The organism is Vibrio sp. 1F279 (assembly GCF_041439815.1).
Taxonomy (GTDB): domain Bacteria; phylum Pseudomonadota; class Gammaproteobacteria; order Enterobacterales; family Vibrionaceae; genus Vibrio; species Vibrio tasmaniensis_A.
Genome location: NZ_JBGOOU010000001.1, coordinates 342,985 through 367,049, shown reverse-complemented (window position 1 = coordinate 367,049; position 24,065 = coordinate 342,985). Strand labels below are relative to the sequence as shown.

23 protein-coding genes and 1 pseudogene are annotated in these 24,065 nt (G+C 44.1%); 18 read left to right on the top strand and 6 right to left on the bottom strand.

The genetic code is table 11. The features are described 5' to 3' along the window. Entirely contained in the window at positions 1-924 is a 924-nt protein-coding gene (locus ACED60_RS01570; protein ID WP_371726758.1) for an ABC transporter substrate-binding protein, read from the top strand. Positions 925-1,050: 126 nt separating this feature from the next. On the opposite strand, the gene ACED60_RS01565 is transcribed toward ACED60_RS01570, so the two are convergent. Continuing rightward, positions 1,051-1,281, bottom strand: a complete 231-nt coding sequence (locus ACED60_RS01565) for a DUF2986 domain-containing protein (protein ID WP_009845393.1) — start codon at positions 1,279-1,281, stop codon at positions 1,051-1,053. A gap of 96 nt (positions 1,282-1,377) precedes the next feature. On the opposite strand from ACED60_RS01565, the gene ACED60_RS01560 reads away from it, so the two are divergent. Both ACED60_RS01560 and ACED60_RS01555 read left to right on the top strand, forming a co-directional pair. Beyond that, a complete protein-coding gene (locus tag ACED60_RS01560; RefSeq protein WP_371726757.1) occupies positions 1,378-1,893 on the top strand; it encodes a GNAT family N-acetyltransferase in 516 nt (171 codons plus the stop codon). 2 nt (positions 1,894-1,895) lie between these two features. Next, positions 1,896-2,291, top strand: a complete 396-nt coding sequence (locus tag ACED60_RS01555; RefSeq protein WP_371726756.1) for a nitrous oxide-stimulated promoter family protein — start codon at positions 1,896-1,898, stop codon at positions 2,289-2,291. 120 nt (positions 2,292-2,411) lie between these two features. On the opposite strand, the gene ACED60_RS01550 is transcribed toward ACED60_RS01555, so the two are convergent. After that, positions 2,412-3,809, bottom strand: a complete 1,398-nt coding sequence (locus ACED60_RS01550) for an MATE family efflux transporter (RefSeq protein ID WP_371726755.1) — start codon at positions 3,807-3,809, stop codon at positions 2,412-2,414. A 50-nt stretch (positions 3,810-3,859) separates the two neighbouring features. Here ACED60_RS01550 and ACED60_RS01545 point away from each other — a divergent pair, with 50 nt between their 5' ends. The 3 genes from ACED60_RS01545 (at position 3,860) to ACED60_RS01535 (ending at position 5,755) form a co-directional block, all read left to right on the top strand. Then, positions 3,860-4,753, top strand: coding sequence for a helix-turn-helix domain-containing protein (locus ACED60_RS01545; protein ID WP_371726754.1), 894 nt, complete (start codon positions 3,860-3,862; stop codon positions 4,751-4,753). A gap of 144 nt (positions 4,754-4,897) precedes the next feature. Beyond that, positions 4,898-5,248, top strand: coding sequence for a transcriptional regulator (locus ACED60_RS01540; protein WP_371726753.1), 351 nt, complete (start codon positions 4,898-4,900; stop codon positions 5,246-5,248). 171 nt (positions 5,249-5,419) lie between these two features. Further along, on the top strand, positions 5,420-5,755 hold the full coding sequence (locus ACED60_RS01535) for a winged helix-turn-helix domain-containing protein (RefSeq protein WP_012600601.1): 336 nt from the start codon (positions 5,420-5,422) through the stop codon (positions 5,753-5,755). Between the two features lie 153 nt (positions 5,756-5,908). On the opposite strand, the gene ACED60_RS01530 is transcribed toward ACED60_RS01535, so the two are convergent. After that, positions 5,909-7,060, bottom strand: a complete 1,152-nt coding sequence (locus ACED60_RS01530; RefSeq protein ID WP_017097622.1) for an MFS transporter — start codon at positions 7,058-7,060, stop codon at positions 5,909-5,911. Between ACED60_RS01530 and ACED60_RS01525 the strand changes: the two are divergent. Then, positions 7,060-7,268, top strand: a pseudogene (locus tag ACED60_RS01525) (hypothetical protein). The gene ACED60_RS01530 and the pseudogene ACED60_RS01525 overlap by 1 nt on opposite strands. A gap of 240 nt (positions 7,269-7,508) precedes the next feature. Beyond that, on the top strand, positions 7,509-9,158 hold the full coding sequence (locus ACED60_RS01520; RefSeq protein WP_371726752.1) for a GMC family oxidoreductase: 1,650 nt from the start codon (positions 7,509-7,511) through the stop codon (positions 9,156-9,158). 145 nt (positions 9,159-9,303) lie between these two features. Here the strand turns inward: ACED60_RS01520 and trxC are convergent, their stop codons facing one another. Continuing rightward, the gene (trxC, locus tag ACED60_RS01515) at positions 9,304-9,738 is read right to left on the bottom strand and encodes a thioredoxin TrxC (RefSeq protein WP_017097619.1); all 435 of its coding nucleotides are present in this window, start codon (positions 9,736-9,738) and stop codon (positions 9,304-9,306) included. A gap of 122 nt (positions 9,739-9,860) precedes the next feature. On the opposite strand from trxC, the gene ACED60_RS01510 reads away from it, so the two are divergent. From ACED60_RS01510 to ACED60_RS01495, 4 genes are all read left to right on the top strand, one after another. After that, on the top strand, positions 9,861-10,958 hold the full coding sequence (locus tag ACED60_RS01510; RefSeq protein WP_371726784.1) for a ketoacyl-ACP synthase III: 1,098 nt from the start codon (positions 9,861-9,863) through the stop codon (positions 10,956-10,958). A 120-nt stretch (positions 10,959-11,078) separates the two neighbouring features. Next, positions 11,079-12,311: a glycosyltransferase gene (locus tag ACED60_RS01505; protein ID WP_371726751.1), complete on the top strand. Its 1,233-nt coding sequence runs from the start codon at positions 11,079-11,081 to the stop codon at positions 12,309-12,311. 201 nt (positions 12,312-12,512) lie between these two features. After that, a complete protein-coding gene (locus tag ACED60_RS01500; RefSeq protein ID WP_371726750.1) occupies positions 12,513-12,989 on the top strand; it encodes a YeeE/YedE family protein in 477 nt (158 codons plus the stop codon). Further along, a complete protein-coding gene (locus ACED60_RS01495; protein ID WP_371726749.1) occupies positions 12,989-13,420 on the top strand; it encodes a DUF6691 family protein in 432 nt (143 codons plus the stop codon). The genes ACED60_RS01500 and ACED60_RS01495 overlap by 1 nt, the downstream gene beginning before the upstream one ends. 147 nt (positions 13,421-13,567) lie before the next feature. Here the strand turns inward: ACED60_RS01495 and ACED60_RS01490 are convergent, their stop codons facing one another. After that, entirely contained in the window at positions 13,568-14,443 is an 876-nt protein-coding gene (locus tag ACED60_RS01490) for an endonuclease/exonuclease/phosphatase family protein (RefSeq protein WP_371726748.1), read from the bottom strand. A 301-nt stretch (positions 14,444-14,744) separates the two neighbouring features. Here ACED60_RS01490 and nrdD point away from each other — a divergent pair, with 301 nt between their 5' ends. Next, positions 14,745-16,865 (top strand): anaerobic ribonucleoside-triphosphate reductase, encoded by a 2,121-nt coding sequence (nrdD, locus tag ACED60_RS01485; RefSeq protein WP_009845338.1) that lies wholly within the window; start codon positions 14,745-14,747, stop codon positions 16,863-16,865. Between the two features lie 155 nt (positions 16,866-17,020). Next, entirely contained in the window at positions 17,021-17,491 is a 471-nt protein-coding gene (nrdG, locus tag ACED60_RS01480) for an anaerobic ribonucleoside-triphosphate reductase-activating protein (RefSeq protein ID WP_009845339.1), read from the top strand. A 114-nt stretch (positions 17,492-17,605) separates the two neighbouring features. Here the strand turns inward: nrdG and ACED60_RS01475 are convergent, their stop codons facing one another. Further along, positions 17,606-19,033 (bottom strand): MATE family efflux transporter, encoded by a 1,428-nt coding sequence (locus tag ACED60_RS01475; RefSeq protein WP_371726747.1) that lies wholly within the window; start codon positions 19,031-19,033, stop codon positions 17,606-17,608. Between the two features lie 90 nt (positions 19,034-19,123). Here ACED60_RS01475 and ACED60_RS01470 point away from each other — a divergent pair, with 90 nt between their 5' ends. The 4 genes from ACED60_RS01470 to ACED60_RS01455 all read left to right on the top strand — a co-directional run bounded on the left by ACED60_RS01470 (position 19,124) and on the right by ACED60_RS01455 (position 23,998). After that, the gene (locus ACED60_RS01470) at positions 19,124-19,963 is read left to right on the top strand and encodes an AraC family transcriptional regulator (RefSeq protein WP_371726746.1); all 840 of its coding nucleotides are present in this window, start codon (positions 19,124-19,126) and stop codon (positions 19,961-19,963) included. Between the two features lie 252 nt (positions 19,964-20,215). Next, positions 20,216-21,400, top strand: a complete 1,185-nt coding sequence (locus ACED60_RS01465; RefSeq protein WP_371726745.1) for an amino acid aminotransferase — start codon at positions 20,216-20,218, stop codon at positions 21,398-21,400. Between the two features lie 11 nt (positions 21,401-21,411). Then, the gene (locus ACED60_RS01460; protein WP_371726744.1) at positions 21,412-22,098 is read left to right on the top strand and encodes a RimK/LysX family protein; all 687 of its coding nucleotides are present in this window, start codon (positions 21,412-21,414) and stop codon (positions 22,096-22,098) included. A 292-nt stretch (positions 22,099-22,390) separates the two neighbouring features. Beyond that, positions 22,391-23,998: an ABC-F family ATPase gene (locus ACED60_RS01455; protein WP_371726742.1), complete on the top strand. Its 1,608-nt coding sequence runs from the start codon at positions 22,391-22,393 to the stop codon at positions 23,996-23,998. Positions 23,999-24,065: the final 67 nt, after the last annotated feature.

Here is a 24,065-nt window from a genome sequence, read left to right as displayed (position 1 = left end):
ATGACTCCTTTAATGAATCGTATTTCAAGCTCAGTAAAAACAGCGGCTCAAGTGGGTGTACTTGGTAGTGTGTTAATGGCTGGATCTGTGGTGTCGCTAAACGTGAACGCAGAAGATATCTTAACGAGCACACCTGTGACTTATGCATTGGCAACAGAGTTAACCAAAGGCACTGACATTACCACTGAATACCTACCACCAAAACGTTACGGTATTGATCGCTTACCTAACTGGTTTGGCACTAAGGGTGAAAGCAAGGTGCTTAAGTCAGGAGAGAAGGCGACCGTTGCGTTAACGCTGTCATCTATTTGGCAAGCGGATCCTACATTTGTATACGCAAGGCAAGGCAATATCCGCTTGGTTGAGGTGGATGCCGCTCAAGCTATTACACCGCGCGCACAAGGTGTTGCCGCGTTGACGCTATCAAGTGGTGAAGTGTCTAAGTATGCTTGGTTAAATCCAACCAACCTAACGCGCATGGCCGCCATCGTGGCTGACGACTTTAAGTTGTTGTGGCCAGCGCAAGCAGAGACGATTGATAGCAACCTACAACGTGTGATGTTGGATGTGCGTGAACTGATTAACAAGCAACAAGCGGTATTATTGGATAACGACGTAGATTCAGTATTGTTACTTTCAGAAAGCTTGGAAGATTTTGCTTCTGGTAGCCAACTGTTTGTTGAAGCACGTATGTTCAAAGCTGAACTGGAATGGACAGAACAAGACAAGGCCAAACTCAAAGCGATGTTTTCTGAAGATGACGCGCTATGGTTAGTGACAGCGAAAAAGCCTACGACTTTGATTAAGTCGCTGGTGCCTAATGAGCGAATTCTTGTAGTTGACTCGGTAGACCGCTGGGGAAGAGCAGGGATTAATGCAAAAGCGCCGTTCGCACGTTGGGAAGTTAAACCATTCAAAGGTTAATTGAATAGCTAAGTCGCTAGGTTAATACGGTAGGATCAAAAAAGCAGCCCAAATAGAGGCTGCTTTTTTTGTTCTTGTTCGTGGCCTCTGGTCAGAGTGCCTAGCAAGAACACTGCGAGTTTAAACTTACTCTGCAGCTTTTTTTTCTTTAGTTTCAATACCAGCTTCTTCTGCTTCAACCGTTGTCTCTACTGAACCCTCAGCTTGCTCTAGAGCGGCTTTCGCTTGTTCTTCAGCTTCCATTTTTGCGCGGTCAGCTTTAGAAATATAGCGAGGCTTGTTGCTACCATGCAGTTTAGAATTCGCCTGTTTCTGCCTTTTCTTTAGAATTTGATTGATTTTTTTCTTACGGTTCATTGCTGCATAGCCTTGTATTTAGTTTATGCGTGGAGGATAATCATTTTAGATCTAGAACTCAATATTTACATGGTATTCAGCAAGGAAAATATCACTATGCAGGCCGTCGAGACCGCACGTTTACGATTAAGAATGATCACACCTCAAGATGCGGCGTTTATTCAGCGATTATATAGCTCAGAAGATTTCCTGCGTTACATCGGAGACAAGGAGATCACTGATACTGACAAGGCTGTTGAATACATAGAAAACAACATTCTCAAAATGCATCAAGAGAAAGGTGTGTGCTTATTGGTGGTTGAAATTAAAGATTCCTCAACGCCGATTGGAGTATGCGGATTAATCAAACGAGATAACTTAGAGTCTCATGACATCGGCTATGGTTTTGTCCCTGAAGTCTATGGGCAAGGTTTTGCATTGGAAGCGGCACAAGCGATAATTGAACAAGCTAATCATAATGCTGATATCGATCATTTAGTTGCCATCACTACCTCTGATAACATTCGAAGTATCGCACTGCTGACTAAGTTAGGTTTTGTGTTCGAACGAGTTGAAGAGGCGATTAATGAAAGCGTCAATCTCAACCTGTACGGTCTCTCATTAGGTAATTAATCATGTTCCAACATAACAACATTCTACATGGCGAACTCGCAACGGAGTACAAAACCGTTATTGCGATGGTACACATCTACTGCAAAGATCACCACGGTGCGGTTCGTCAGAATAACGCGTTATGTGAAGAGTGTGAGCAACTGTTGCGTTATGCAGAGACACGACTTGATAGATGCCCTTATGGCGAAGCAAAGCCGACCTGTAATAAGTGTCCGATTCATTGTTATAAGCCTGACCCTAAAGAGCTGATGCGTTTAGTGATGCGCTATGCAGGGCCAAGAATGCTACTTAAGCATCCGATTTTAGCAATACGACATTTGATTCATGAGAAACGTAAAGTTCCAGAGAAGCCACTGCCGAATGTGTCTAATCGCCATATCCGAATGAACAAGAAGTAACTGGTGCTTTAAATTGGTCGCAGAAGAAACGAAAAAGGTCTGATTGCTCAGACCTTTTGTGTTTCTGCTAACTGCCTTATCAGAAGGCAGTCTTGTAGAAAGAATACTTTATGTATAAAGCTACACCGCTTGAGGCTCTTCGTAGGTAACCGTCAGGTTATTGATCCAGCGTCGGCTCAAATAACGGTGCGAGCATATTGCCAGTTTCACCACTTCTTCAACCAACATCAGGCCATAGATGTATTTGAAATCCCATCCAGCGACAAACGCGCCGTAAACACACACTGGAATGCCCACCATCCACATCGCGATGAAATCCATTCGCAAGCAAAAAGCGTTATCACCACCAGCACGAATAATACCGTTAATGATCACCATGTTGAGCATACGAATCACCACTGCAAAACACATGATCATCATTGCTGGCGAAGCAAGCGGGTACAATGCATCTGTAGAAAGGTTTAACCATGATAGTACATGCTCTTTACCCATAAACAGTAGCAAGCCAACGACAGCGCCAAAGCCAACGACGGCTTTAATGAATGTTAGACCCATGCTCATAGCATCATCAAATTCATCACGGCCCAGCGAATGGCCAAGCAATACTGAACACGCTACGGAGATACCAAAGAAGATCGAGTAACACAGCGATTCGAACGGCGCGAGCATCGAGAACACCGCAAGCTCTGTCGTGCCCATGTGACCAAAGATCATTTGATATGCCATTGTGCCCATTGCCCACAACACGGCATTCATCGTTAGCGGCAACGCAATACGACGGTAAGAAAGCCACAGTGATGGACGGTGTGGTGAGCTTGGGGTGGTTAGCAGCCAGTGTTTACGCACACGCATGTAGCTATACATTAAGCCCACTTGAATCAATCGCGCTAAGGTTGTCGCCAATGCAGCACCCGCAACACCCATTGCTGGAATGCCGAAAGCCCCTTTAATTAGAATGAAGTTAAGTGCAATGTTGAGTGCAATGGTAACACCACCTAGCAATAGTGGGGTTACGGTGTCACCTGATGAGCGCATGCTTGCTTCCACCACTACAACAATGTGAGTTAGAAGTAGAACAGGGAACCCATACCATAGGTAAGTCGCTCCAAGCTCAATCACGGTTTGATCGCTAGTTTGCAACATCATTAAAAACTGAGAACCAAGAGTGATGATTGCTGTAACAGGCAGCAGAACTTTTAAACCAAACACCATCGCGATGGATGATACTGTTCGTGCGCTTTTTCGGTCATTCTTTCCCCAGTATTGAGCGACTAATGTACCGTTTGCTGAGGCCAACCCTGCCATAATCATAATAGCAACGAAGTGCCATTTTGATGCAATTCCCACAGCGGCTGCTGCTTCCATACCAAAATCACTGACCATCAAGACGTCAGCAAGGGCAAGAATAGCAACCAGCGCACTTTGCAAAGCAACAGGCAAACCAAGTTTAACAATACGAGGTAATATGCTCTCTGGCTTGTTATTCATAGATGAGTTAGGGTTGATGTTAGTTGTCATAAGCTCTCCGATTTATGGCAGAACTATAGTGAGTTGAGCGAAGTAACAACATGTTTAAAAAACAACAAAACCTGTGCGAATCCGTCATTGATACCATGGAGCCTAAATCAACGTGGCAAGATGATGTTTTTCTCTCGGAACATTGCAAAGAACGTTTTTTGACCGTTGAAGATATCCCAGAGATGAAAAGCTTTGGTGTCTATATGGGCGGTATGGCAAAACTATACGATGGTTATTGGGTTGAGCGAGAATCCGTTAATGTTCATACTTTGATTTTCACTATGGAAGGCGGCGGCATTCTAACAACCACGACATCAGTACAAGCTATTACACCGTATACGCTGGTGGTTCTTCCTGCCGGAACCCCATTTCGTTTTGAACTCGACCCGCAATATAACTATTGGAAAATGGCGTGGATGCTGACCCCCGACACTCAGCAATGGTTGCACATCGCAAGTCTAGGTCAGGGGATTGTGCCGTTCGGAGAGTGTGAACAGGTTTGGTCACTAATGAACTTGGTTTACTTTGAGATAGGGGGCCGAGCCAGTTACCGTAAGTTACTCTTGAGTGAAATAGTCCGAACGTTGACGGGGTTTGAACCCAAATCAACAAGCACCACCGCTCGTGTTCAAGCGCTCTATAATGAGATTGAAAGTAGTCTGCATCAACCATGGACAGTAGCTGGTATGGCTCAAAGGGTGTTTATCAGCGAAGAGCAGCTTAATCGAGTTACCAAAACGCTCTTCGACCTATCACCACGCAGCAAGTTGATTCAACTAAGAATGGATAAAGCGACCAGTTTGTTAAAATACCAAGATTGGTCGGTGTCGATGATTGCCAACCGCTTGGGTTACAAAGATCCTTATAACTTCTCACATCGCTTTAAAAAGCATTTTGGTTTATCTCCAAGCCAATACCGTAAAAGCCATCGACTTCCCGGGTAGAGTTGGTAGTCCACTAAAAATTCGTTTCTTAGAACAATTCCACAAGATCAATTTTGCAGTAAATGTACGGTATTAAGTGATCTATCAATTTAGTATTTTTGTACCATTCGATAATATTGGAAATATCTTAAAAGACGATTGCTTATGAAACGTAAGGAATCCATACCAAAAATAGCGGATCACGTAGACGATTTTAAACTTCCGTCTAAGTGGGTTCTAAATAAAAAAGAGTTTCAATCTGGTACGAGGATCGTCCGAAATCAGGAGTGTGGCTCGATAATAGGGACGCTTGCTGAACCTCATCGTAAGGTTCTTTTTTACTTATATCAAAATAAAGGGCACGTGATCAGTAAGCGGGTTTTGAAGCGTGTAGGTTGGGCGGGGAAAGCCGTCACATCTGCGTCAGTTCTGGTTGCTATCTACGAGATAAGAAGGATCTTAGACTGTCGTTGTATAAAAACGGTTTCCAACGAAGGTTATGTACTGGAGGATTAATTTCCCTTTATTGATATCCTGTTCATATATTAATAATAAAAATTTAATCTCTTTACCGTATACGCTGCTTTCATTATCTTCGATTTTAAACGTCCACTTATAAGCGACGTTATACAAAAATGACTGAATTTAACTTTGTTGCTGGCTATATCGTAAGGGAATTGTATAAAAATGGACGCCTATCCTGTAATAGATACTCACCACTCTGAACACAACGTAATACTTGAACTCAACGGAAAAATAGTTGAACTCGACACCAAACTTATTCGCAATGTTGAAAACGGCTATGTTCTGGCTACCATGCCTTTAGCGTATCGTAAGATCATTCTGTTTATGAATCAAAACCGAGGGAAATTGTTCAGTGTCGGGCAATTGAAGAAGATTGGCTGGGAGAATGGGTCAGTCACTAACTCGTCAGTGATTGTTGCGATATCTGAGATCAGATCACTATTCGGGGATGGCCTAATCATTACCATTACTGGCGAAGGCTACATATTTCAGCCTTAACCTGAAGAACACCTCTATTTCTAATATTGATGCTTTTTGTCGACTTTTGCTCAGAAGTCATCAAACAAAAAGAGCTATTCGTTAGACGGAAAGTCATAACTAAGAGCTCTAGATGTAACTATCCTACCTGAGGAGGATAGTTGCCATTCGAACTTACTCGCCTGCAATCTGTAGAGGAGAGCGTTTTAAGCTAGCAATCAACATGTAGATCGTTGTAGCGAGTAGAGACGCGAACAGGTAAGTGAATAATCCCGCTTGTGAATCCATAAAGCTATCTGCAACCAATGGGCCAGCGACAGAACCGATGCTGTAACACAACAGCATAACCTGAGTCACTGACACTAGATAGCTTGGGTCTAAGTTACGACAACCCAAGTTAATCGCGATTGGGTAAAGTGCAAAAGTCGCCATACCTAACACAAACAAGCTCATACCAAGAACATAAAAATCATGGTTAATCGTTAGTACACCAATGCTTGCAACCCCTAGTAGGCAGAACAGAGCCATTAATAACACTTGTCCTATGTGGTGAGATAACCATGTCACCATCGGCTGAACAGCCATACCACCCATAATCACTAACGCCATCAAACCGCCAATATCTTGATGTGCGATGTTGCGTTGAGCGAGCTCAACAGGCATCAGTCCGTAAATAGATCCAAGTGTTAATCCAGATACAATACAGCCAATCAAAGCGCTGTGGCTCAGTTTGCTGATTTGCTTTAATGATAAAGACTGCGCATCGTGAATTTGTGGTGCTGTCGCTTGTCCGTACATCAACACAATGATTGCACCAAACAACAAGGTGAACATTGCGATGAAAGGTACGCCACCTGTAATACCAAGGTAACCGATGCCGAGTTGGCCAACGGCAGAGCCGCCGTATAGCGAACACATGTAAACGCCTAAGCGTTTCGCGCGCTGAGATTCGTCACCGCTCATTAACCAAGACTCTACAATCACGAAGATACCTGCAACCGCTACACCAGCGACAAAGCGGGCTAATAACCATACCGCTTGATGTGGGATGAGTGGTAACACAAGGATCGTTGCGATAAAAATAGCCAGAGCGATAACAAACGCATCTCTGTGACCAACACGTGCGATCGCACGTTCAATCAATAACGTACCGGCTAAAAGCCCTGCATAGAATGCACTCGCCAACCAACTCGATAGATTTTTGTCTAAGCCATACTCAGACAACATTAATGGTAATGAACTCATTAAATAGCCTGAAGCGATCGCGTAAAAAGACAATGCAATAACCGGAACAGTTATGCGAGTTGTTTGTTGGATGTTGTCCAATGCAGGAGCCTCTAAATAGTGGAAGAAACGATGAATTTTCCGCGACTATGGGGGAGAAACTGAATTGGGTAAAACGAATAAAAATAGTCGTTAAGATAAAAGAAATTTATCGAGATCTTGAGCTAAAATACCATAGCGGAATTTACGATTTTTCGAGATTTTATGCGGTCAAAAAGCCACTAGGATTATGTTCATTATGGTTTTGTAAGCGATACAATCATCCGCGTAGGTCATCCGTGATGGTTGTTGAACATCACGATAATTCAAGCGAAGAAAGTTAAGCTCATTGGTGCTTTATGAACATACACAACGTCATTGAACAGGCCAGAGAGGAATGGTGTTGTGTTCAACTTGATGTTACAAATACCCGCGTAAAATGTTCATTCGTATGGTGTTATCAATGACGGCAATAGCGTAAACGAGAGTTACACCCAATGGAGATAGGCAAATGGATAGTTATGATTTTATTGTTGTTGGCGGGGGCTCGGCAGGATGTGTAATGGCTGCAAGGCTGTCTGAAGATCCCAATGTCACGGTTTGCCTATTGGAAGCAGGTGGTAAAGACACAAGCCCATTAATTCATACACCCGTAGGTATAGCCGCGATGATGCCAACTAAGCTAAACAACTGGGCCTTTGAGACCGTTGAACAGCCGGGTTTGAATGGTCGTAAAGGTTATCAACCAAGAGGTAAGACACTTGGTGGGTCCAGTTCTATCAATGCGATGATGTACGCTCGTGGGCACCGTTACGACTACGACACTTGGGAAAGTTTGGGTAATGCAGGTTGGAGTTATGAATCGTGTCTGCCTTACTTTAAGAAAGCCGAAAATAACGAAGTTCACCAAGATGAGTATCACGGCCAAGGTGGCCCTCTGAACGTCACTAACCTTCGATCGCCAAGTCCGATGTTGGAACGTTACTTAACGGCGTGTGAGTCGATAGGGGTTCCCCGTAATGAAGACATCAACGGTGCTGCTCAGTTTGGGGCGATGCCGACGCAGGTAACCCAGTTGAATGGCGAACGGTGCAGTGCTGCCAAGGCTTACTTAACGCCAAACCTTTCGAGACCAAATCTTACGGTCGTGACCAAGGCAACCACGCATAAGGTCTTGTTTGAGGAGAAGAAAGCGGTAGGTGTTGAATACGGCTCGAATGGCAAGCGTTATCAGATCCAATGTAACAAAGAGGTGATTCTATCTGCTGGTGCATTTGGTTCTCCCCAGTTGTTATTACTGTCTGGTGTCGGTGCTAAAGACGATTTGGAGGCGCATGACATCGAGCAGGTTCATGAGTTGCCTGGAGTGGGCAAGAACCTCCAAGACCATATCGACTTGGTGCATTCGTACAAGTGCAGTGAAAAGCGTGAAACTTTTGGTATCTCGCTACAAATGGCCTCTGAAATAACCAAAGCTCTGCCGCTATGGCACAAAGAACGCCGTGGCAAGATGAGCAGTAATTTTGCAGAGGGGATAGGTTTTCTTTGTTCCCAAGATCATATCGCGGTGCCGGATTTAGAGTTTGTATTTGTGGTCGCTGTTGTCGATGACCATGCAAGAAAAATCCATACCAGTCATGGTTTTACGTCTCATGTCACCTTGTTGCGTCCGAAAAGCAACGGCAGCGTAACGCTCAATAGTAATGATCCTTATGATCCGCCTAAGATCGATCCTGCGTTTTTCAGTCATCCTGAAGATATGGAGATAATGATTAAGGGCTGGAAGAAGCAGTATCAAATGTTAGAGAGTTCGGCGTTTGACGACATCCGTGGTAATGCTTTCTACCCAGTAGACGCCAGTGATGACGAGGCTATCGAGCAAGATATTCGCAACCGTGCAGACACTCAGTATCACCCAGTCGGGACCTGTAAAATGGGCCCTAACAGTGATTCATTAGCCGTGGTAGATAACAATCTGAAAGTCTATGGGTTGAATAACTTAAGAGTTATTGATGCTTCTGTGATGCCGACATTGATTGGGGCAAACACAAACGCGGCAACCATTATGATTGCCGAAAAAGTCGCAGATCAAATCAAAAAGGAATACAGACTAGGTAAGCAAGAGTCTAGTATTCGAGCGAAAGGCGAAGCTGTGGTTTAATTCAAGAAGTTAAGTGATAACCATAAATAAAACAGTAGGTTAGATAGTCTTTGGTTGATAAGACTCTCTAACCTATTTTTGTGTGCATACTTAGAATAAAGCAAAAGTTAATTCAATCGCTTAAACGATAGCTTAAATAATAGTGTTACTTGGTTAGAGCTTGATTAAGCCATTGATCAAATTGACCTTTTGGTAATGCACCGTTAATCGTATCGACACGTTTACCATCTTTAAACACCATCACGGTTGGAATGCTTCTGATTTGGTACATCGCGGCAAGCTGTTGCTGAGCTTCAGTATCAATCTTAACGAATCGAATATCTCCTGAACGCTCTTTAGCAACGTCACTGAACACTGGCGCAAAGCCAACACATGGGTTGCACCATGTTGCCCAGAAATCGACAACCACTGGCTGTGAACTATTCAAAATAGATTGGAAATTAAGTGACGTTCCCTCGATAGGAGCGCCATCGAGCAATGCTGTTTTGCATTTACCGCAGGTTGGGCTTTCTGAAATTCTTTCTGAAGGAACTCGGTTTACGCCATTACAAGAAGGGCAACGTGTGTTGAATGTAGACATAACTTTCTCTTTTTATTGTAACTCCGTGTCTAACGCGATTTACGAATCACGCACGGAGCGCTTATACTGTTTAAAACTAGAATACGATACTTAAATAAAAACAAACAATAAATAGGTAAATGATGACAAAATTTTACGCCGAGATTACGGGCTGGGGAAAGTGTCTGCCACCAGCCGTGTTGTCCAATGATGATCTAAGCACTTTCATTGATACGTCTGACGAGTGGATTCGAACTCGAACTGGTATCGAAAACCGTCGTATCAGTCATGTAAATACCTCTGAGTTAGCGACTGTTGCTGCTCAACACGCAATGGCGTGTGCTGGTCTTACTGCCGAAGATATCGACCTCGTGATCATCGCGACGTGCAGCCCAGATTCCCTTATTCCAAATACTGCGTCTAAAGTTCAACAGAACCTAGGCATCAAGAGCGCAGCGGCTTTCGACCTTAACGCAGCGTGTACTGGCTTCATCTATGGCGTTGAAACCGCAACTCGACTGATTCAAGCGGGCAACTACCGCAATGCCATTGTTGTGGGTGCAGAACGTCTTTCATTCTTCATCGACTGGACCAAGCGTGATACTGCGGTTCTATTTGGCGACGGCGCAGGTGCTGTGGTTCTATCTCGCACTGAAGAGCAGGTTGGCTTACAAGAAGCGCAAATCGGTTGTGACGCCGAAGGCCGTGACATTTTAGCGGTACCAAAATTCGGTACTTCTATGGATCGCTTTGCTGCAGATAATGGCTACTGGGACTTTGATTTCGTAGGTAAAGAGATCTTCAAGCGTGCAGTGAAAGGCATGGGCGCTGCGGCACACACAGTATTGAGCCGCACAGGTATCTCAACCGACAATATCGACGTTGTGATCCCGCACCAAGCAAACATCCGAATCATCCAAACTCTGTGTGATATGGCGGGTATTGATCGCGAGAAAGCGTTTGTTAACATCCAAAACTACGGCAACACGTCGGCAGCTACTGTGCCAATTGCATTATGTGAATCGTTAGAGCAAGGTTTTGTTAAACCTAACTCAAACATCCTTGTGGCGGCATTCGGAGCCGGTTTAACTTGGGGCGCTGGTCATATTAAATGGGGCAGTCGTGTTGAACCGTTAGGCCAATCGAACGCTAAGCTGCCAGAAGCGGATAAGTCTGCTTTAGAGCTCTTAGAAAGAGCCATTTTACAGTGTAAAACGCGTCCTAACTCAGAAAGTGAGTAGCGGAGTATGGTACGAGTTCGCCTTTTAAGTCGGATTCGCCTCATTGTATAAATCGACCACCATAGTGCTCGTTTAATCAGGGACAGATCTCGTCCCTTTTGTTATTTCTTAGGAAGTGTTTTGAAGAAAGTTTTAGCAATTGGCTACGTTTGGCCAGAACCGAATTCATCGGCGGCTGGCAGCCATATGATGTCTCTTTTACGCCTGTTCAAGAGACAAGGTTGGTCCGTTGAATTTGCAACGCCAGCTCAAGAAACCGAGCACATGATCGATCTCTCTGAAGAGGGCATCACGAGCCAATCTATACAGTTAAATTGCGATAGCTTTGACCAGTACATTGAAGAGCTGCAACCCGATGTCGTGATGTTTGACCGTTTCATGATGGAAGAGCAGTTTGGTTGGCGCGTGGAAAAAGTATGTCCGAATGCCTTTAAGTTACTGGATACGGAAGACTTACAGTTCCTACGTAACGCGCGCCATGAAGCGGTTAAGAAAGAGACTGAACTGACCAAAGCGCATTTGTACAGTGACTTGGCTAAACGTGAAATTGCCGCAATCTTACGCTGTGATCTTTCGTTGATCATTTCAAGTTACGAGATGGATCTGCTTAAATCTGAGTTCAATGTCGATCCAAAACTGCTTCATCACTTGCCGTTCATGGTTGATCTTAATACACTTCCTGAAAGCACGAAAAGCTTTGAAGAACGCAAGCATTTCATGACGATAGGTAACTTTAGACACGCACCGAACTGGGATGCTGTGCTTCAGTTACAGAAGATTTGGCCGAAGATTCGCAAGCAGTTACCTGAATCCGAACTTCATATTTATGGATCTTATCCGCCGCCGAAAGCAACGGCTTTGCACAACCCTAAAACCGGTTTCCATATAAAAGGTTGGGCTAAAGACGCTCAAGAAGTGATGGAGCAAGCTCGTGTGTGTGTTGCACCTCTACGATTTGGCGCGGGCATTAAAGGCAAGTTGCTTGATGCGATGAAGCTGCAAACTCCGAACGTAACGAGTGAAATCGGCAGTGAAGGCATGCTACCACAAGGTGAATTGCAATGGCCGGGCGAGGTTGCTGATGATATCGACGAGTTTGTTGAAGCTGCAGTTGCTCTGTACAAAGATAAAGAGAAGTGGCTTAAGGCACAAAGCCAATGTCATTCAATCCTTGAAGCGCACTACGAGCAAAATCAACTGGGCGACACATTGATTGAGCGATTAACTGCGTTAGAGTCTGATCTTGAATCTCATCGACTGGATAACTTCTTTGGTTCGATGCTTAAGCACCACAGCATGGCGAGCACCAAGTACATGTCGCAGTGGATAACTGAAAAGAACAAGACTAAGTAACTAACAAAACAAAAACCGAATCAAATCATAAGCCCTTAGGTTAACACCTAGGGGCTTTTTTCATGCAGGGCGCTTGTTAATTTCAGACTTATAAACCGAACATTCTAGTAATACATTAGCATTGACTAATTTATATTTATTAGTAAACTCTAATTTAAATTAAGGGTGATGAGTTAATCGACGTTATGAGAGAGGTCAGTGATGAGTTTAATACCTTGGAATGCATTGTTCGGTGGCATGTTGTTAGGCGCGTCGGCAATTATTCTTATGTTAGGAATAGGGCGAGTAGCAGGTATTAGTGGCATTGTTGGCCACTTGTTACCGTCGAGAAAGAACAAAAGATTAGAATCAGGATCCGAATCGAACTCGGACTCCAGCATTGAGAAAACCGAAAAACATTGGCGACTTGCTTTTGTTGTCGGAATGGTCGTGAGCGACTGGTTATTGATTCCAACAGGCTACCAACTTCCGCAATTAGAAGAGATCAACTTCGCAGTGGTTATCATAGCCGGATTATTGGTGGGCTTCGGTACCAAGATGGCGAATGGCTGTACTAGCGGCCATGGCATTGTGGGGATGGCTCGTTTGTCCAAGCGCTCAATCATCGCTACTTGTCTATTCATGGGTGTGGCAATCGTAACTGTGTTGGCTAAGAACTTGATCGGTTTGGGGGCGTAATGAAAAACTCTTCACTTACTATCGTTATCGGTTTGGTCGCAGGTATTCTTTTTGGCTCAGGTATGATCATTTCAGGCATGGTTGACCCGAACAAAGTACTTGGGTTTTTAGATATTGCTGGCGACTGGGACATTAGCTTGGCATTCGTCATGGGTGGCGCGTTATTGGTCTTCGCTCCGTTTTATCACTTGGTCATTAAAAAGCGCGCTCAAGCCGTCAATGGCGAACCTTTAGATAGCGGTAATGATCCACTAATAGATAGAAAGTTGATCTTAGGTTCAACTGCTTTTGGTTTAGGCTGGGGGATTGCAGGCTTTTGCCCGGGCCCTGCAGTAACCAGCCTTAGTGGGGGTAATCCCACGGTATGGCTGTTCGTCTTAAGCATGCTGGTGGGAATGTGGTTGGCGGGTCGTACGAACAAAACCTGTTAGTAGCAAGCTTATCGCTGATTACATTGGCTTTGACGTTATTCGTTCTGAACTGACCAAGCATAGAGGTTGACTCGCTTTTAGCAAAAAAGCCAGTCAACCTCTTTCTATATCTACCGTTAGCTATGATCTGCCGTTATCTAAAATCTACTATTTAATAGTCGTTGAAACTGGGCAATGGTCGCTAAGTTTGTAATCAAGCACATCTTGCGTTTCAAAGACCTTCTGTTTAGCAGGAGAGGCATCTAAGGATTTGCTCACTACAATATGATCAATCACAGAACGGAACTGGTGCGTGCGATGGTTATTGCGGTTAGAGCGTACCTTACAATCTGCTCGAGTTTTTCTTGTCGCCAACTGAGCATCGGCATTTTGAGTTAAGTCTTTCCACATCCAATCTCTTGAGTAAGAAAGGTTATGGTTGAAATCGCCTAATATTGCGTAATCCTGACCTTGGCGTTCTCTTTGCTGTATCCACTTATTAAGTTGTTGCGCTTGGTCTTTGAGCCTTGAACAGTCACGGTTCGACTTATAAGCGCCGCTGCAACCTGCCTTTAAATGCACAGACAGCATGTGAATTGGTTTTGTATCCGTTTCCACAACCATATAACTGGCAAACCTAAGCTTGCTGTTAGCGCTCGATTCGAGAGGAAAGTCAGCGTAGTCGGTGAGTATGATTCCTTTACGAACCGCGAAGCCTGTGTATTGGTTTACTTCTTTGAACTGATGGTTGCTGTTTTCTGGTAATGCTCGGTCAGACATCAATATCTTGTATTGATCGCCAGCGATGCGCTGAATGGCATTGATGTCATCGACTTCTTGGAAAGCCAGCACATCCGAATTTAAGGATTGGAAATACTGTTCGAGCTTATCGAAATCCGCTTGATCACGTTGGTCAGAAAACTTATTCACAGCCTCATTGGTTGATAACCATTCGATATTCCAACTGGATATGGTTAAAGGTTCGCCAAATGCTTGGCTACTGAGTAAGCAGCCTAACATTATCCACTTTTGAAGTCGTTTCATCCCAAATATCCCTAATTTTGGTGTGCAATATAGTTGAGCCGTTATCCTACAACACTTACCGAAAATTCAACTCTTTTTAGCAGTTTTTTTATTGTTACATTGTTTCTTTTCGACTTGAGATCTCACGTAATAATATTGGATTTATCTTGTTCGGCGTGCCTATTTTATTGATCCAAATCAATACTCAATGTTGGTGGTTCTCGTTAAATACGCCACAATATCTAGTGTTAGTTAAACGATAAATCGCTCTATAGTGTGTTTGTGGATAAGTCTGTGAATACCTCAAGAGTAAGGAGAAGTGGTGAAATCAATCGTAATCAAGCGTGATGGCTCAAGAGCTCCATTCAGTAGAGATCGCATCCAAGCTGCAGTGGAAGCAGCATCAGACAAAACCGATAAGGAAATTGCTATTTATGCTCTGAATGTGGCATTAGCAGTTGAGTTGAAGCTCGAAGACTACGATGAAGTTCATATCTCTGAAATTCAAACCATGGTCGAGAACGAGCTAATGCAGGGACCATACAAGTCTCTTGCTCGTGCATACATTGAATATCGTCATGACCGTGACATCGCACGTGAAAAGCAAAGCGCTTTAACTCGCGAGATCGAAGGTCTGATCGAAGAAAGCAATGTTGATCTGATCAATGAGAATGCCAACAAAGATGGCAAAGTTATCCCAACTCAGCGTGATTTGCTGGCGGGTATCGTGGCTAAGCATTATGCAAAAACTCACATTTTGCCGCGTGATATCGTACAAGCTCACGAGTGTGGTGACATTCACTATCACGATTTAGACTACGCACCGTTCTTCCCAATGTTTAACTGTATGCTTATCGATCTTAAAGGCATGTTAACGCATGGCTTCAAGATGGGTAACGCGGAAATCGACACACCTAAATCGATCTCTACGGCGACAGCGGTAACTGCACAGATCATCGCGCAAGTGGCAAGCCACATATACGGCGGTACAACGATTAACCGTATCGACGAGGTTCTAGAACCTTACGTAATGGCGAGTTACGAGAAGCACCTATCACTAGCGAAAGAGTGGGATATTCACAGCCCAGAAGCTTTTGCTATCTCTCGTACCGAGAAAGAGTGTTACGACGCGTTTCAATCTCTGGAATACGAAGTAAACACACTTCACACCGCTAATGGTCAAACACCATTCGTCACGTTTGGTTTCGGTCTTGGCGAAAGCTGGGGTTCAAAACTTATCCAGCAATCTATCTTGAAGAACCGCATTGCAGGTTTGGGTAAGAACCGCAAAACAGCCGTATTCCCTAAACTGGTATTTGCAATCAAAGATGGCTTGAACCACCAGAAACAAGATCCAAACTATGACATCAAGCAATTGGCGCTTGAGTGTGCATCTAAGCGTATGTACCCAGACATTCTTAACTACGACAAAGTGGTAGAAGTGACAGGGTCATTCAAAACGCCTATGGGTTGCCGTAGCTTCTTGAATACTTACGAAGAAAATGGTGAGTTGATTCATGAAGGCCGTAACAACTTAGGTGTTGTTAGCTTGAACTTGCCACGTATTGCTATTAACGCAAAACAAGATATGGCTAAGTTCTACGAACTGCTTGATGAAAAATTGAAGCTAGCTCGTCGCGCTCTAGAAACTCGTATTTCGCGTCTAGAAAACGTGAAAGCGCGTGTTGCTCCAATCCTATACATGGAAGGTGCCTGTGGCGTTCGCTTGAAAGCAGACGATTCTATTGCCGATATCTTCAAGAATGGCCGTGCGTCTGTATCTCTTGGTTACATTGGCATCCATGAAGCGATGACAGCACTTTACGGCACAGACGTTCACCTGTATGACGATGGTGAAATGCGTGCTAAAGCGCTTGAGCTGGTGGAGTACATGAAGCGTGAAGTGGAATCTTGGACAAAAGAGACAGGTTACGCGTTCAGCTTATACGGCACACCAAGTGAAAACCTATGCAGCCGTTTCTGCAGCATCGACACCAAAGAGTTTGGTGTGATTGATGGTGTAACTGACCGTGGCTACTACACAAACAGCTTCCACTTAGACGTGCAAAAGAAAGTGAACCCATACGACAAGATCGATTTCGAGATGCCTTATCCTGAAATCTCTAGTGGCGGCTTCATCTGTTACGGTGAATTCCCGAATATGCAGAAGAACATCGAAGCACTAGAAAACGTGTGGGATTACAGCTACACACGTGTTCCTTACTACGGCACCAACACGCCGATTGATGAGTGTTACGAGTGTGGCTACAACGGAGAGTTTGATTGTACAAGTAAGGGCTTTACGTGTCCTAAGTGTGGCAACCATGACTCAACAAAAGTATCGGTAACACGCCGTGTTTGTGGTTACCTTGGTAGCCCAGATGCACGACCATTTAACTTCGGTAAGCAAGAAGAAGTTAAACGTCGCGTGAAGCACCTTTAGTAAGCTCTAAAATCATTAGCTAGCTTACTAAGAAGAGCTACGTTTCAAGAAACAAGATTGGTATCGGCGCTATGTCGATACCAATTCTTTTATTTCAGCTCTTACAGCATTTCGCTTCAAACTATTAAGCAATAACGAGTTTTCAAAACTGCCTTATGAACTACCATCAATATCACCCAATCGACGTTGTAAACGGCCCGGGAACACGCTGCACTTTGTTTGTGTCGGGTTGTGTGCACCAGTGTCGCGGGTGTTATAACCAATCGACGCAAAGTTTGGACTCAGGGCACTTGTTCACTCAAGAACTGCAAGACCACATTATCGCTGATCTGAACGATCCGCGAATCAAGCGTCGTGGCTTGTCGCTTTCTGGTGGTGATCCTCTGCATCCTGCAAACGTATCTGAAGTGCTTCAGCTTGTTCAGCGTGTAAAAGCAGAGTGTGAAGGTAAAGACATCTGGGTGTGGACGGGTTACGAGCTCGACGAACTCGATGAAAATCAGAAGCAAGTGCTTGAATACGTCGATACTTTGATTGATGGTCGCTTTGAACAAGATAAAGCGGATCCAATGTTGGATTGGCGTGGTAGCTCAAACCAAATCATTCATCGATTTACTGACATATAACAGTTGTCGTGGCTTAGCACACTCGTAAAACGAAAAAGGGCGTCATGGTTAGCGCAATGCAACCAATCGGCCCTTGGGTGTGAGTTCTTTTCGTTTATTCGCTTAAACTACCATTCAAGCAACGACCTGATCTGGCTCTTCTATTAAGTTGTTGATCCATTTCTTAGAGTGAATCCGCTGGCTAGTTAAAGCTATCTTCGCTAGCTCTTCCAGCAGCACAATCATCAAAACCCATTCTAGAGACCAACCCAGTACCAAAGCGGTGAAATAGGCGAGGGGAATACCAATGGCCCACTGGCCGAATATGTCGATGAAGATGCTGTAGTTGATGTCACCACCGCTTTTTAACACGCCTCCGATCCCAACCATGTTGAAGACTCTTAGTACCATACCGAGTGCCATTACTAAGGTAACGTTAACGGCCGTATCTTTGAGCTCTAAGTGAGTAAGACCGATCATGTATACGATCGCGGGTTTGGCGATAAAGCACATTAACGCCAGTAAAGCAGCAAGCCCACAACTCACTAACACATAGCCCCAAGCTGTATTCTCGACACGTTGATAGTTCTTCGCACCGATCTCGTTACCTAGAATGATGGAAGCCGCAACCGCAAAACCCAAAAAAGCAGAGATCAAAATGCTTTCGACAGGCGATAGCAAGGAAATGATCGCAAGTTCTCCAACCCCCATTTGGCCAACAATAACGTTGTAAATAAGAATCCCGCCCGCCCATGCTGTGTCATGAACCAACAGAGGTATGGCTATCGTGAAGTACTTCTTTCTATGCTTCGCTAATATCGCATCTCGCCAATTGCTTAATGTAGGAAATAGGTGGGCGTAGTGTCTCTTTGCCATAACAAGCAATGCAATGGTTTGAAAGAATCGAGATACCGTGGTGCCAATAGCCGCACCAACCACACCCAGTTCTGGAAACCCAAACAAGCCGAAGATCAATAGGGCGTTGAGAATTGCATTGACGATAATTGCCCAGATACTGATTTTGGTGGGCAGCTTGGCTTCGCCCACAGAACGAAGTGCACTCTCTAGCGGCACAACTACAGCGGTACCAATAAGGCTGGCTCCTGTTATCCAAAGGTAATCCGTTGCCAAGCGGACGTAATCAGGGTCTGAGGCCACCACAGACACGACTGATTCAGGAGCCAATGTATAGATGAACACAAAGGGCATGATGGCAAAGATCGAAAGTGCCCATGATTGCGCTAGTGTACGTCGAATTCCGTTGAAATCACCGGCACCAAAATATTGCGAAGCTAGCACGCTCACAGCTCCACTAATCCCCGATACCATGATCAAGTTGAAGAAGAAGATACGGTTGCCAACACCAACCGCGGCGGTTGCAGAATCACCAAGCTGATTGACCATTAAAATATCGACCACGCCAAGCAGTGAAAACAACATGGTTTGCAACGAGACTGGTAAACCGATGTGTAATAGTTTTTGCCAAAATTCTTTGTCTAAATGACGATATGTCGAGAGCATCGCATTTCCCCGGTAGTGATTATGCGAGAAGTTTATCGGCATTTGTTTTCGCTGTATTCTTCAGACTCATCACAAACTTTTGCCAAACTATCCACTTTGATAAGTTGGCCAATTGAATGAGTTAGCAGTGATATGAGTGATAAACAAGAAAGGTATGAGATCTCTGAAAAGACGCACCAAGAGTTTGTCGATCAAAGCCATGTATTGGCATTTGAAGAGCTCGGTATCGTTCAGTGTGGTACGGCGTCGTGCCGCGATTTTTTTTCGGTGTATCGGAAAAACCAACAAAAACACATGTTGCTGTATACCGTGAGAGGTAAGGGATGGCTCGAAAGCGAAGGGTGTCGCTACATTCTAGAACCAGGCTCTTGCATTACTGTTCCTGCAGGCGTTGAGAACGGTTTTGGTATTGAAGAAGAAACATGGCAGATCGCATGGATCTTTCTATCGCCTAATAAACAATGGGAAAATGTCGTCAGTGATGAAGTGAGTTATACGCTGTCTCCGGCGGCAGAAGTCGTCTCGTCGTGCATTCATACTCTGTTGAGAAGTATTGCCTTACCCATAGATTTAGGTGGAGCGATTGCCACTCACAGCGTTGCCCAAATAGAGTTCATGATTAATGCGCCGGTTCCGCAGCAGCAATCACGAAATTTGATTCGCTTAAGGCGCGTATTCGACAACGTACAAAAACAGTTGCACAAAGAGTGGAATGTTCATGAACTCGCGAGCTTATTCCCGTGCTCAGAGCCACACTTCCATCGTTTGTGTCAGCGCTATTGCTCACACAGCCCAATGACTCATATTATGCGTATGAGAATGGAATACGCTGCGCGGCTACTTAGATCGAGTGATTGGTCGATTCAACACATTGGTGAGATAGTAGGATATCCAAATGCCGCTAACTTTAGCACTCGGTTTAAAGCGTGGTCAGGAATGACACCAAGACAATTCAAACAAAGTGCACAATAGCGATCTTAATAGGGAGCATAGAAACATAAGACACATAGAAGCATGAGATACCTGGACATACAGCGCTTTGAATTGTGCAATAGGTTATTAGGTGTTTGAAATTTGCACTGTTTATCCGTTTGAAATGACCAATCTCTAATTACTTCTGATTACTTATGGTAACTAAGCGCTTCTATTAAAAAATGTTTCTGATTTGTCTACGATAATGTTAACGTGAAACTCATACTTGAATTTCAAAGGGTTGTGACTTTCATGTTTTCACATCTACCAAAACCAACTTTAGATCCAATTCTATCTCTCTCTGTCGCTTACCGCGGCGATACTCGTACTGATAAAGTCGACTTAGGCATTGGCGTTTACAAAAACGACCAAGGTGAAACACCGATCATGAAAGCCGTCTCTAAGGCTCAAGATATCGTTGTTGAAACACAGAAAACCAAAGCTTATGTTGGCCTAGCAGGCTGTGAAGAGTTTAATCAGAGCATGGTTGATCTGTTGCTTAAAGGGACTTCTGCAATAGGTCGCGTTGCTGCGATTCAAACACCAGGTGCAAGTGGTGCACTTCGCATGTTGGGTGACTTGATGAAAGTCTCTCAACCAGACACAACGGTTTGGATTTCAAACCCAAGCTACGTTAACCATAAACCGGTGATGGAAGCGGCGGGCTTAAAAGTTAGATACTACAATTACTTCAGTCCTGAAACGAAGCAAGTTGATACGGCTAAAATGTTGGCCGACCTTTCAAAAGCGGGTCCATCAGACGTGGTACTTCTTCACGGTTGCTGTCATAACCCAACGGGTGCTGACATTGATTTTGAAGCGTGGCAGGAAATTACTAAGTTATCGCAAAAGAATGGTTTCTTACCGTTTGTTGATATTGCCTACCAAGGCTTTGGTGATGGCCTAGAAGAAGACGCAAAAGGTCTTCAACATATGGCGAACAACGTAGAAGAGATGTTGATTACGACGTCATGTTCGAAAAACTTCGGTTTGTACCGTGAAAGAACGGGTGCCGCGATCGTTATCGGTAAGAACAGCGAACCCGTAGGCAATGCTAAAGGTAAGCTACTGACGCTGGCTCGTTCAACTTACACAATGCCGCCAGATCATGGTGCCGCGTTGGTTAAAACAATTCTTCAGAATCAAGAACTAACGGCGATTTGGAAACAAGAGTTGAGTGAAATGCAGCAACGTTTGTTAAATCTGCGCCAAAGTTTATGTAATGAATTGCGAAATACTTACAACACGTCACAATTTGACTTCATCGAAAGCCATAAAGGCATGTTTAGTGTACTAGGCTTTAAAGAAACTCAAATGAATCAACTACGTGAAGAATATGGAGTCTATGGTGTTGGTGATGGACGCATCAATATCGCGGGCCTTTCTGAATCCCATATTCCTTATGTGGCTAAAGCGATAGCCAACGTTTCAAAATAGAAGGTGACTGAATGTATAATTGGAAAGCGATTGTAGTTTTAATGCTAAGTGGTGGCCTGTTTGCTTGTTCGACAACTACTCAAGTTCCTGTCGAGCCAGAGCAAAAGCCTCAAGTAGAACAACCTGTTGTCGATGACTCTTCTAAGACTGACGCAACGGAAGGCGAAAAAGTAACGGAACCTACAGAGAAGCCTGAAGAAGTAAAACCAACGGAACCAGAAGCGAAACCAAAGCCTGAACAAAAACCGACTGCAAAACCAACCAAGACAAGTGATGGCAAACTGATTCTTGGCGAAGAGGAGTGGGTGTTTGTTCCTGGTCTTAAAGAAGCGTTTAAAGCACGAGTTGATACAGGTGCAACAACATCATCAATCAGTGCCGTTGATATTGTTGACTTCGAACGTGACGGTAAAGATTGGGTTAAGTTCAAAATTGAACATGACGGCATCACAACTGAAGAGATCAGCTTGCCGGTAGAGCGTTGGGTTAAGATCAAGCAGTCGAGCGCGGAAGGTACACAACGACGTGCTGTTGTTGTCGCTTCAATTCAAATCGGCGATCTAAAAGATAAGACTGAATTTACGCTAGCAGATCGAACGCATCTTTCTTTCCCAATTCTGTTGGGGAGAAGCTTCTTTAGAGATGTTGCCGTTGTCGATGTAGGTCAAAAATACGTTCAGAAAAAAGTAACTAAATAGCGTCAATCGGTATTCATTCGAATTAGAGTCTGATGCTTTTATTGATGAGAAATGGAATCCCTACTAATGGAATTAGTGGGGATTTTTTCTTTTTATGATGTAATAAACGACGAAATACACTTTATTGTGCGTTGTTCTTCATTCGTTCACTGTTTAACCTCGACAATGTGATCCTGATCTCTATATAATCCGCGCTTCGTTTTATGTTTAATCCATACTTTCGTACTTCTTATTTTGGCTAATTGAAATAGCCAAATAATTATCTGTCAGTACACGCTTAGGAATTAGTTCTTTGATATCTACCGCGAACATCACAATGCAATTTGGCGCAGAGCCGCTGTTTGAAAACATCTCTGCTAAATTTGGTAACGGAAACCGTTATGGTTTGATCGGCGCCAATGGTTGCGGAAAATCAACGTTCATGAAAATCCTAAGTGGCGCATTGACGCCAAGCTCGGGCAACGTTTCGATCACTCCTGGAGAAAAACTGGGTGTGCTAAGCCAAGATCAATTCGCTTTTGAACAGTACAGCGTTATCGATGTAGTGATCATGGGTGACAAAAAACTGTGGGAAGTAAAACAAGAACGTGACCGTATTTACTCTTTGCCAGAAATGAGCGAAGACGATGGTATGAAAGTCGCTGAGCTTGAAAGTGAATTCGCGGAAATGGATGGCTACACAGCAGAAAGCCGTGCTGGTGATATCCTAATTCAAGCGGGTATCGAAGAAGAGTTCCATTTCGGCCTAATGCAACAAGTTGCTCCGGGTTGGAAACTGCGTGTGCTATTGGCACAGGCACTGTTTGCAAACCCAGATATCCTGCTTCTTGATGAACCAACCAACAACTTGGACATTCACACGATTAACTGGCTTGCTGAAGAGCTAAACCAGCGTAAATGTACAATGATCATCATTTCGCACGATAGACACTTCCTTAACTCTGTATGTACGCATATGGCGGATATCGACTACGGCGAGCTACGTGTTTACCCGGGTAACTACGAGTACTTCTTAGAAGCGTCTGGTTTGATTCGAGATCAACTTCTAGCGAGCAATGCTAAGAAAGCGGCAGAGATCAGCGAACTGCAAGACTTCGTAAACCGTTTTGGTGCGAACGCATCTAAAGCGAAACAAGCAAGTTCTCGCGCTAAGAAGATGGACAAGATCACGCTTGATGAAGTGAAATCATCGAGCCGCATGAGCCCATCCATTGATTTTGGTGAAGGCAAGAAACTACACCGTCAAGCGCTTGAACTTAAAGAGCTTGGTCACGGCTTCGATGGCGAAACACTGTTTACTGGTGGTAACTTGCTGCTTGAAGCGGGTACACGTCTTGCTGTTATCGGTGAGAACGGTGTGGGTAAAACAACACTATTGAAATGCCTAGTTCAAGAGCTAGAGCAAAACGAAGGTATCGTTAAATGGTCTGAAAACGCATCAGTAGGCTACTGCCCACAAGATAGCTCGTCTGACTTTGATAACGACCTGAGTATCTTCGATTGGATCTCACAATGGCGCACAGTGAAGCACGATGACCTTATGGTACGTGGTATTCTAGGTCGTCTATTGTTTACTGCTGATGATGCGAACAAGAAAGCTCGTAACTGTTCTGGTGGAGAGAAAAACCGTCTGTTATTCGGCAAGCTAATGATGCAAGACATCAACGTGCTTGTGATGGACGAACCAACGAACCACATGGACATGGAAGCAATCCAAGCCCTGAACGACGCATTGAAGGTTTACACGGGGACGCTTATCTTTGTAAGCCATGACCGTGAGTTCGTTTCTTCGCTAGCAACACACATCATTGATGTAAAAGACCAACAATTAGTGAGCTTCCAAGGTACTTATGAAGAGTACTTGGATCATCAGAAAAAGATGCTAATGGTTAGCTTATAACAGTCTTAGTTGGTCTATAACTGTATTGGTTGACCTATAGTTGCATTAGTAATTAGGTAAACGGCTA

Bases quoted from the DNA above. Each gene is read 5' to 3' on its own strand.
- ACED60_RS01570 (WP_371726758.1), top strand. From the start codon at position 1: ATGACTCCTTTAATGAATCGTATTTCAAGCTCAGTAAAAACAGCGGCT.
- ACED60_RS01560 (WP_371726757.1), top strand. From the start codon at position 1,378: ATGCAGGCCGTCGAGACCGCACGTTTACGATTAAGAATGATCACACCT.
- ACED60_RS01475 (WP_371726747.1), bottom strand. From the start codon at position 19,033: ATGCCGATAAACTTCTCGCATAATCACTACCGGGGAAATGCGATGCTC.
- ACED60_RS01490 (WP_371726748.1), bottom strand. From the start codon at position 14,443: ATGAAACGACTTCAAAAGTGGATAATGTTAGGCTGCTTACTCAGTAGC.
- ACED60_RS01510 (WP_371726784.1), top strand. From the start codon at position 9,861: ATGACAAAATTTTACGCCGAGATTACGGGCTGGGGAAAGTGTCTGCCA.
- trxC (WP_017097619.1), bottom strand. From the start codon at position 9,738: ATGTCTACATTCAACACACGTTGCCCTTCTTGTAATGGCGTAAACCGA.
- ACED60_RS01500 (WP_371726750.1), top strand. From the start codon at position 12,513: ATGAGTTTAATACCTTGGAATGCATTGTTCGGTGGCATGTTGTTAGGC.
- ACED60_RS01460 (WP_371726744.1), top strand. From the start codon at position 21,412: ATGTATAATTGGAAAGCGATTGTAGTTTTAATGCTAAGTGGTGGCCTG.
- ACED60_RS01540 (WP_371726753.1), top strand. From the start codon at position 4,898: ATGAAACGTAAGGAATCCATACCAAAAATAGCGGATCACGTAGACGAT.
- ACED60_RS01520 (WP_371726752.1), top strand. From the start codon at position 7,509: ATGGATAGTTATGATTTTATTGTTGTTGGCGGGGGCTCGGCAGGATGT.
- ACED60_RS01550 (WP_371726755.1), bottom strand. From the start codon at position 3,809: ATGACAACTAACATCAACCCTAACTCATCTATGAATAACAAGCCAGAG.
- ACED60_RS01545 (WP_371726754.1), top strand. From the start codon at position 3,860: ATGTTTAAAAAACAACAAAACCTGTGCGAATCCGTCATTGATACCATG.
- ACED60_RS01465 (WP_371726745.1), top strand. From the start codon at position 20,216: ATGTTTTCACATCTACCAAAACCAACTTTAGATCCAATTCTATCTCTC.
- ACED60_RS01535 (WP_012600601.1), top strand. From the start codon at position 5,420: ATGGACGCCTATCCTGTAATAGATACTCACCACTCTGAACACAACGTA.
- ACED60_RS01565 (WP_009845393.1), bottom strand. From the start codon at position 1,281: ATGAACCGTAAGAAAAAAATCAATCAAATTCTAAAGAAAAGGCAGAAA.
- ACED60_RS01470 (WP_371726746.1), top strand. From the start codon at position 19,124: ATGAGTGATAAACAAGAAAGGTATGAGATCTCTGAAAAGACGCACCAA.
- nrdG (WP_009845339.1), top strand. From the start codon at position 17,021: ATGAACTACCATCAATATCACCCAATCGACGTTGTAAACGGCCCGGGA.
- ACED60_RS01495 (WP_371726749.1), top strand. From the start codon at position 12,989: ATGAAAAACTCTTCACTTACTATCGTTATCGGTTTGGTCGCAGGTATT.
- ACED60_RS01555 (WP_371726756.1), top strand. From the start codon at position 1,896: ATGTTCCAACATAACAACATTCTACATGGCGAACTCGCAACGGAGTAC.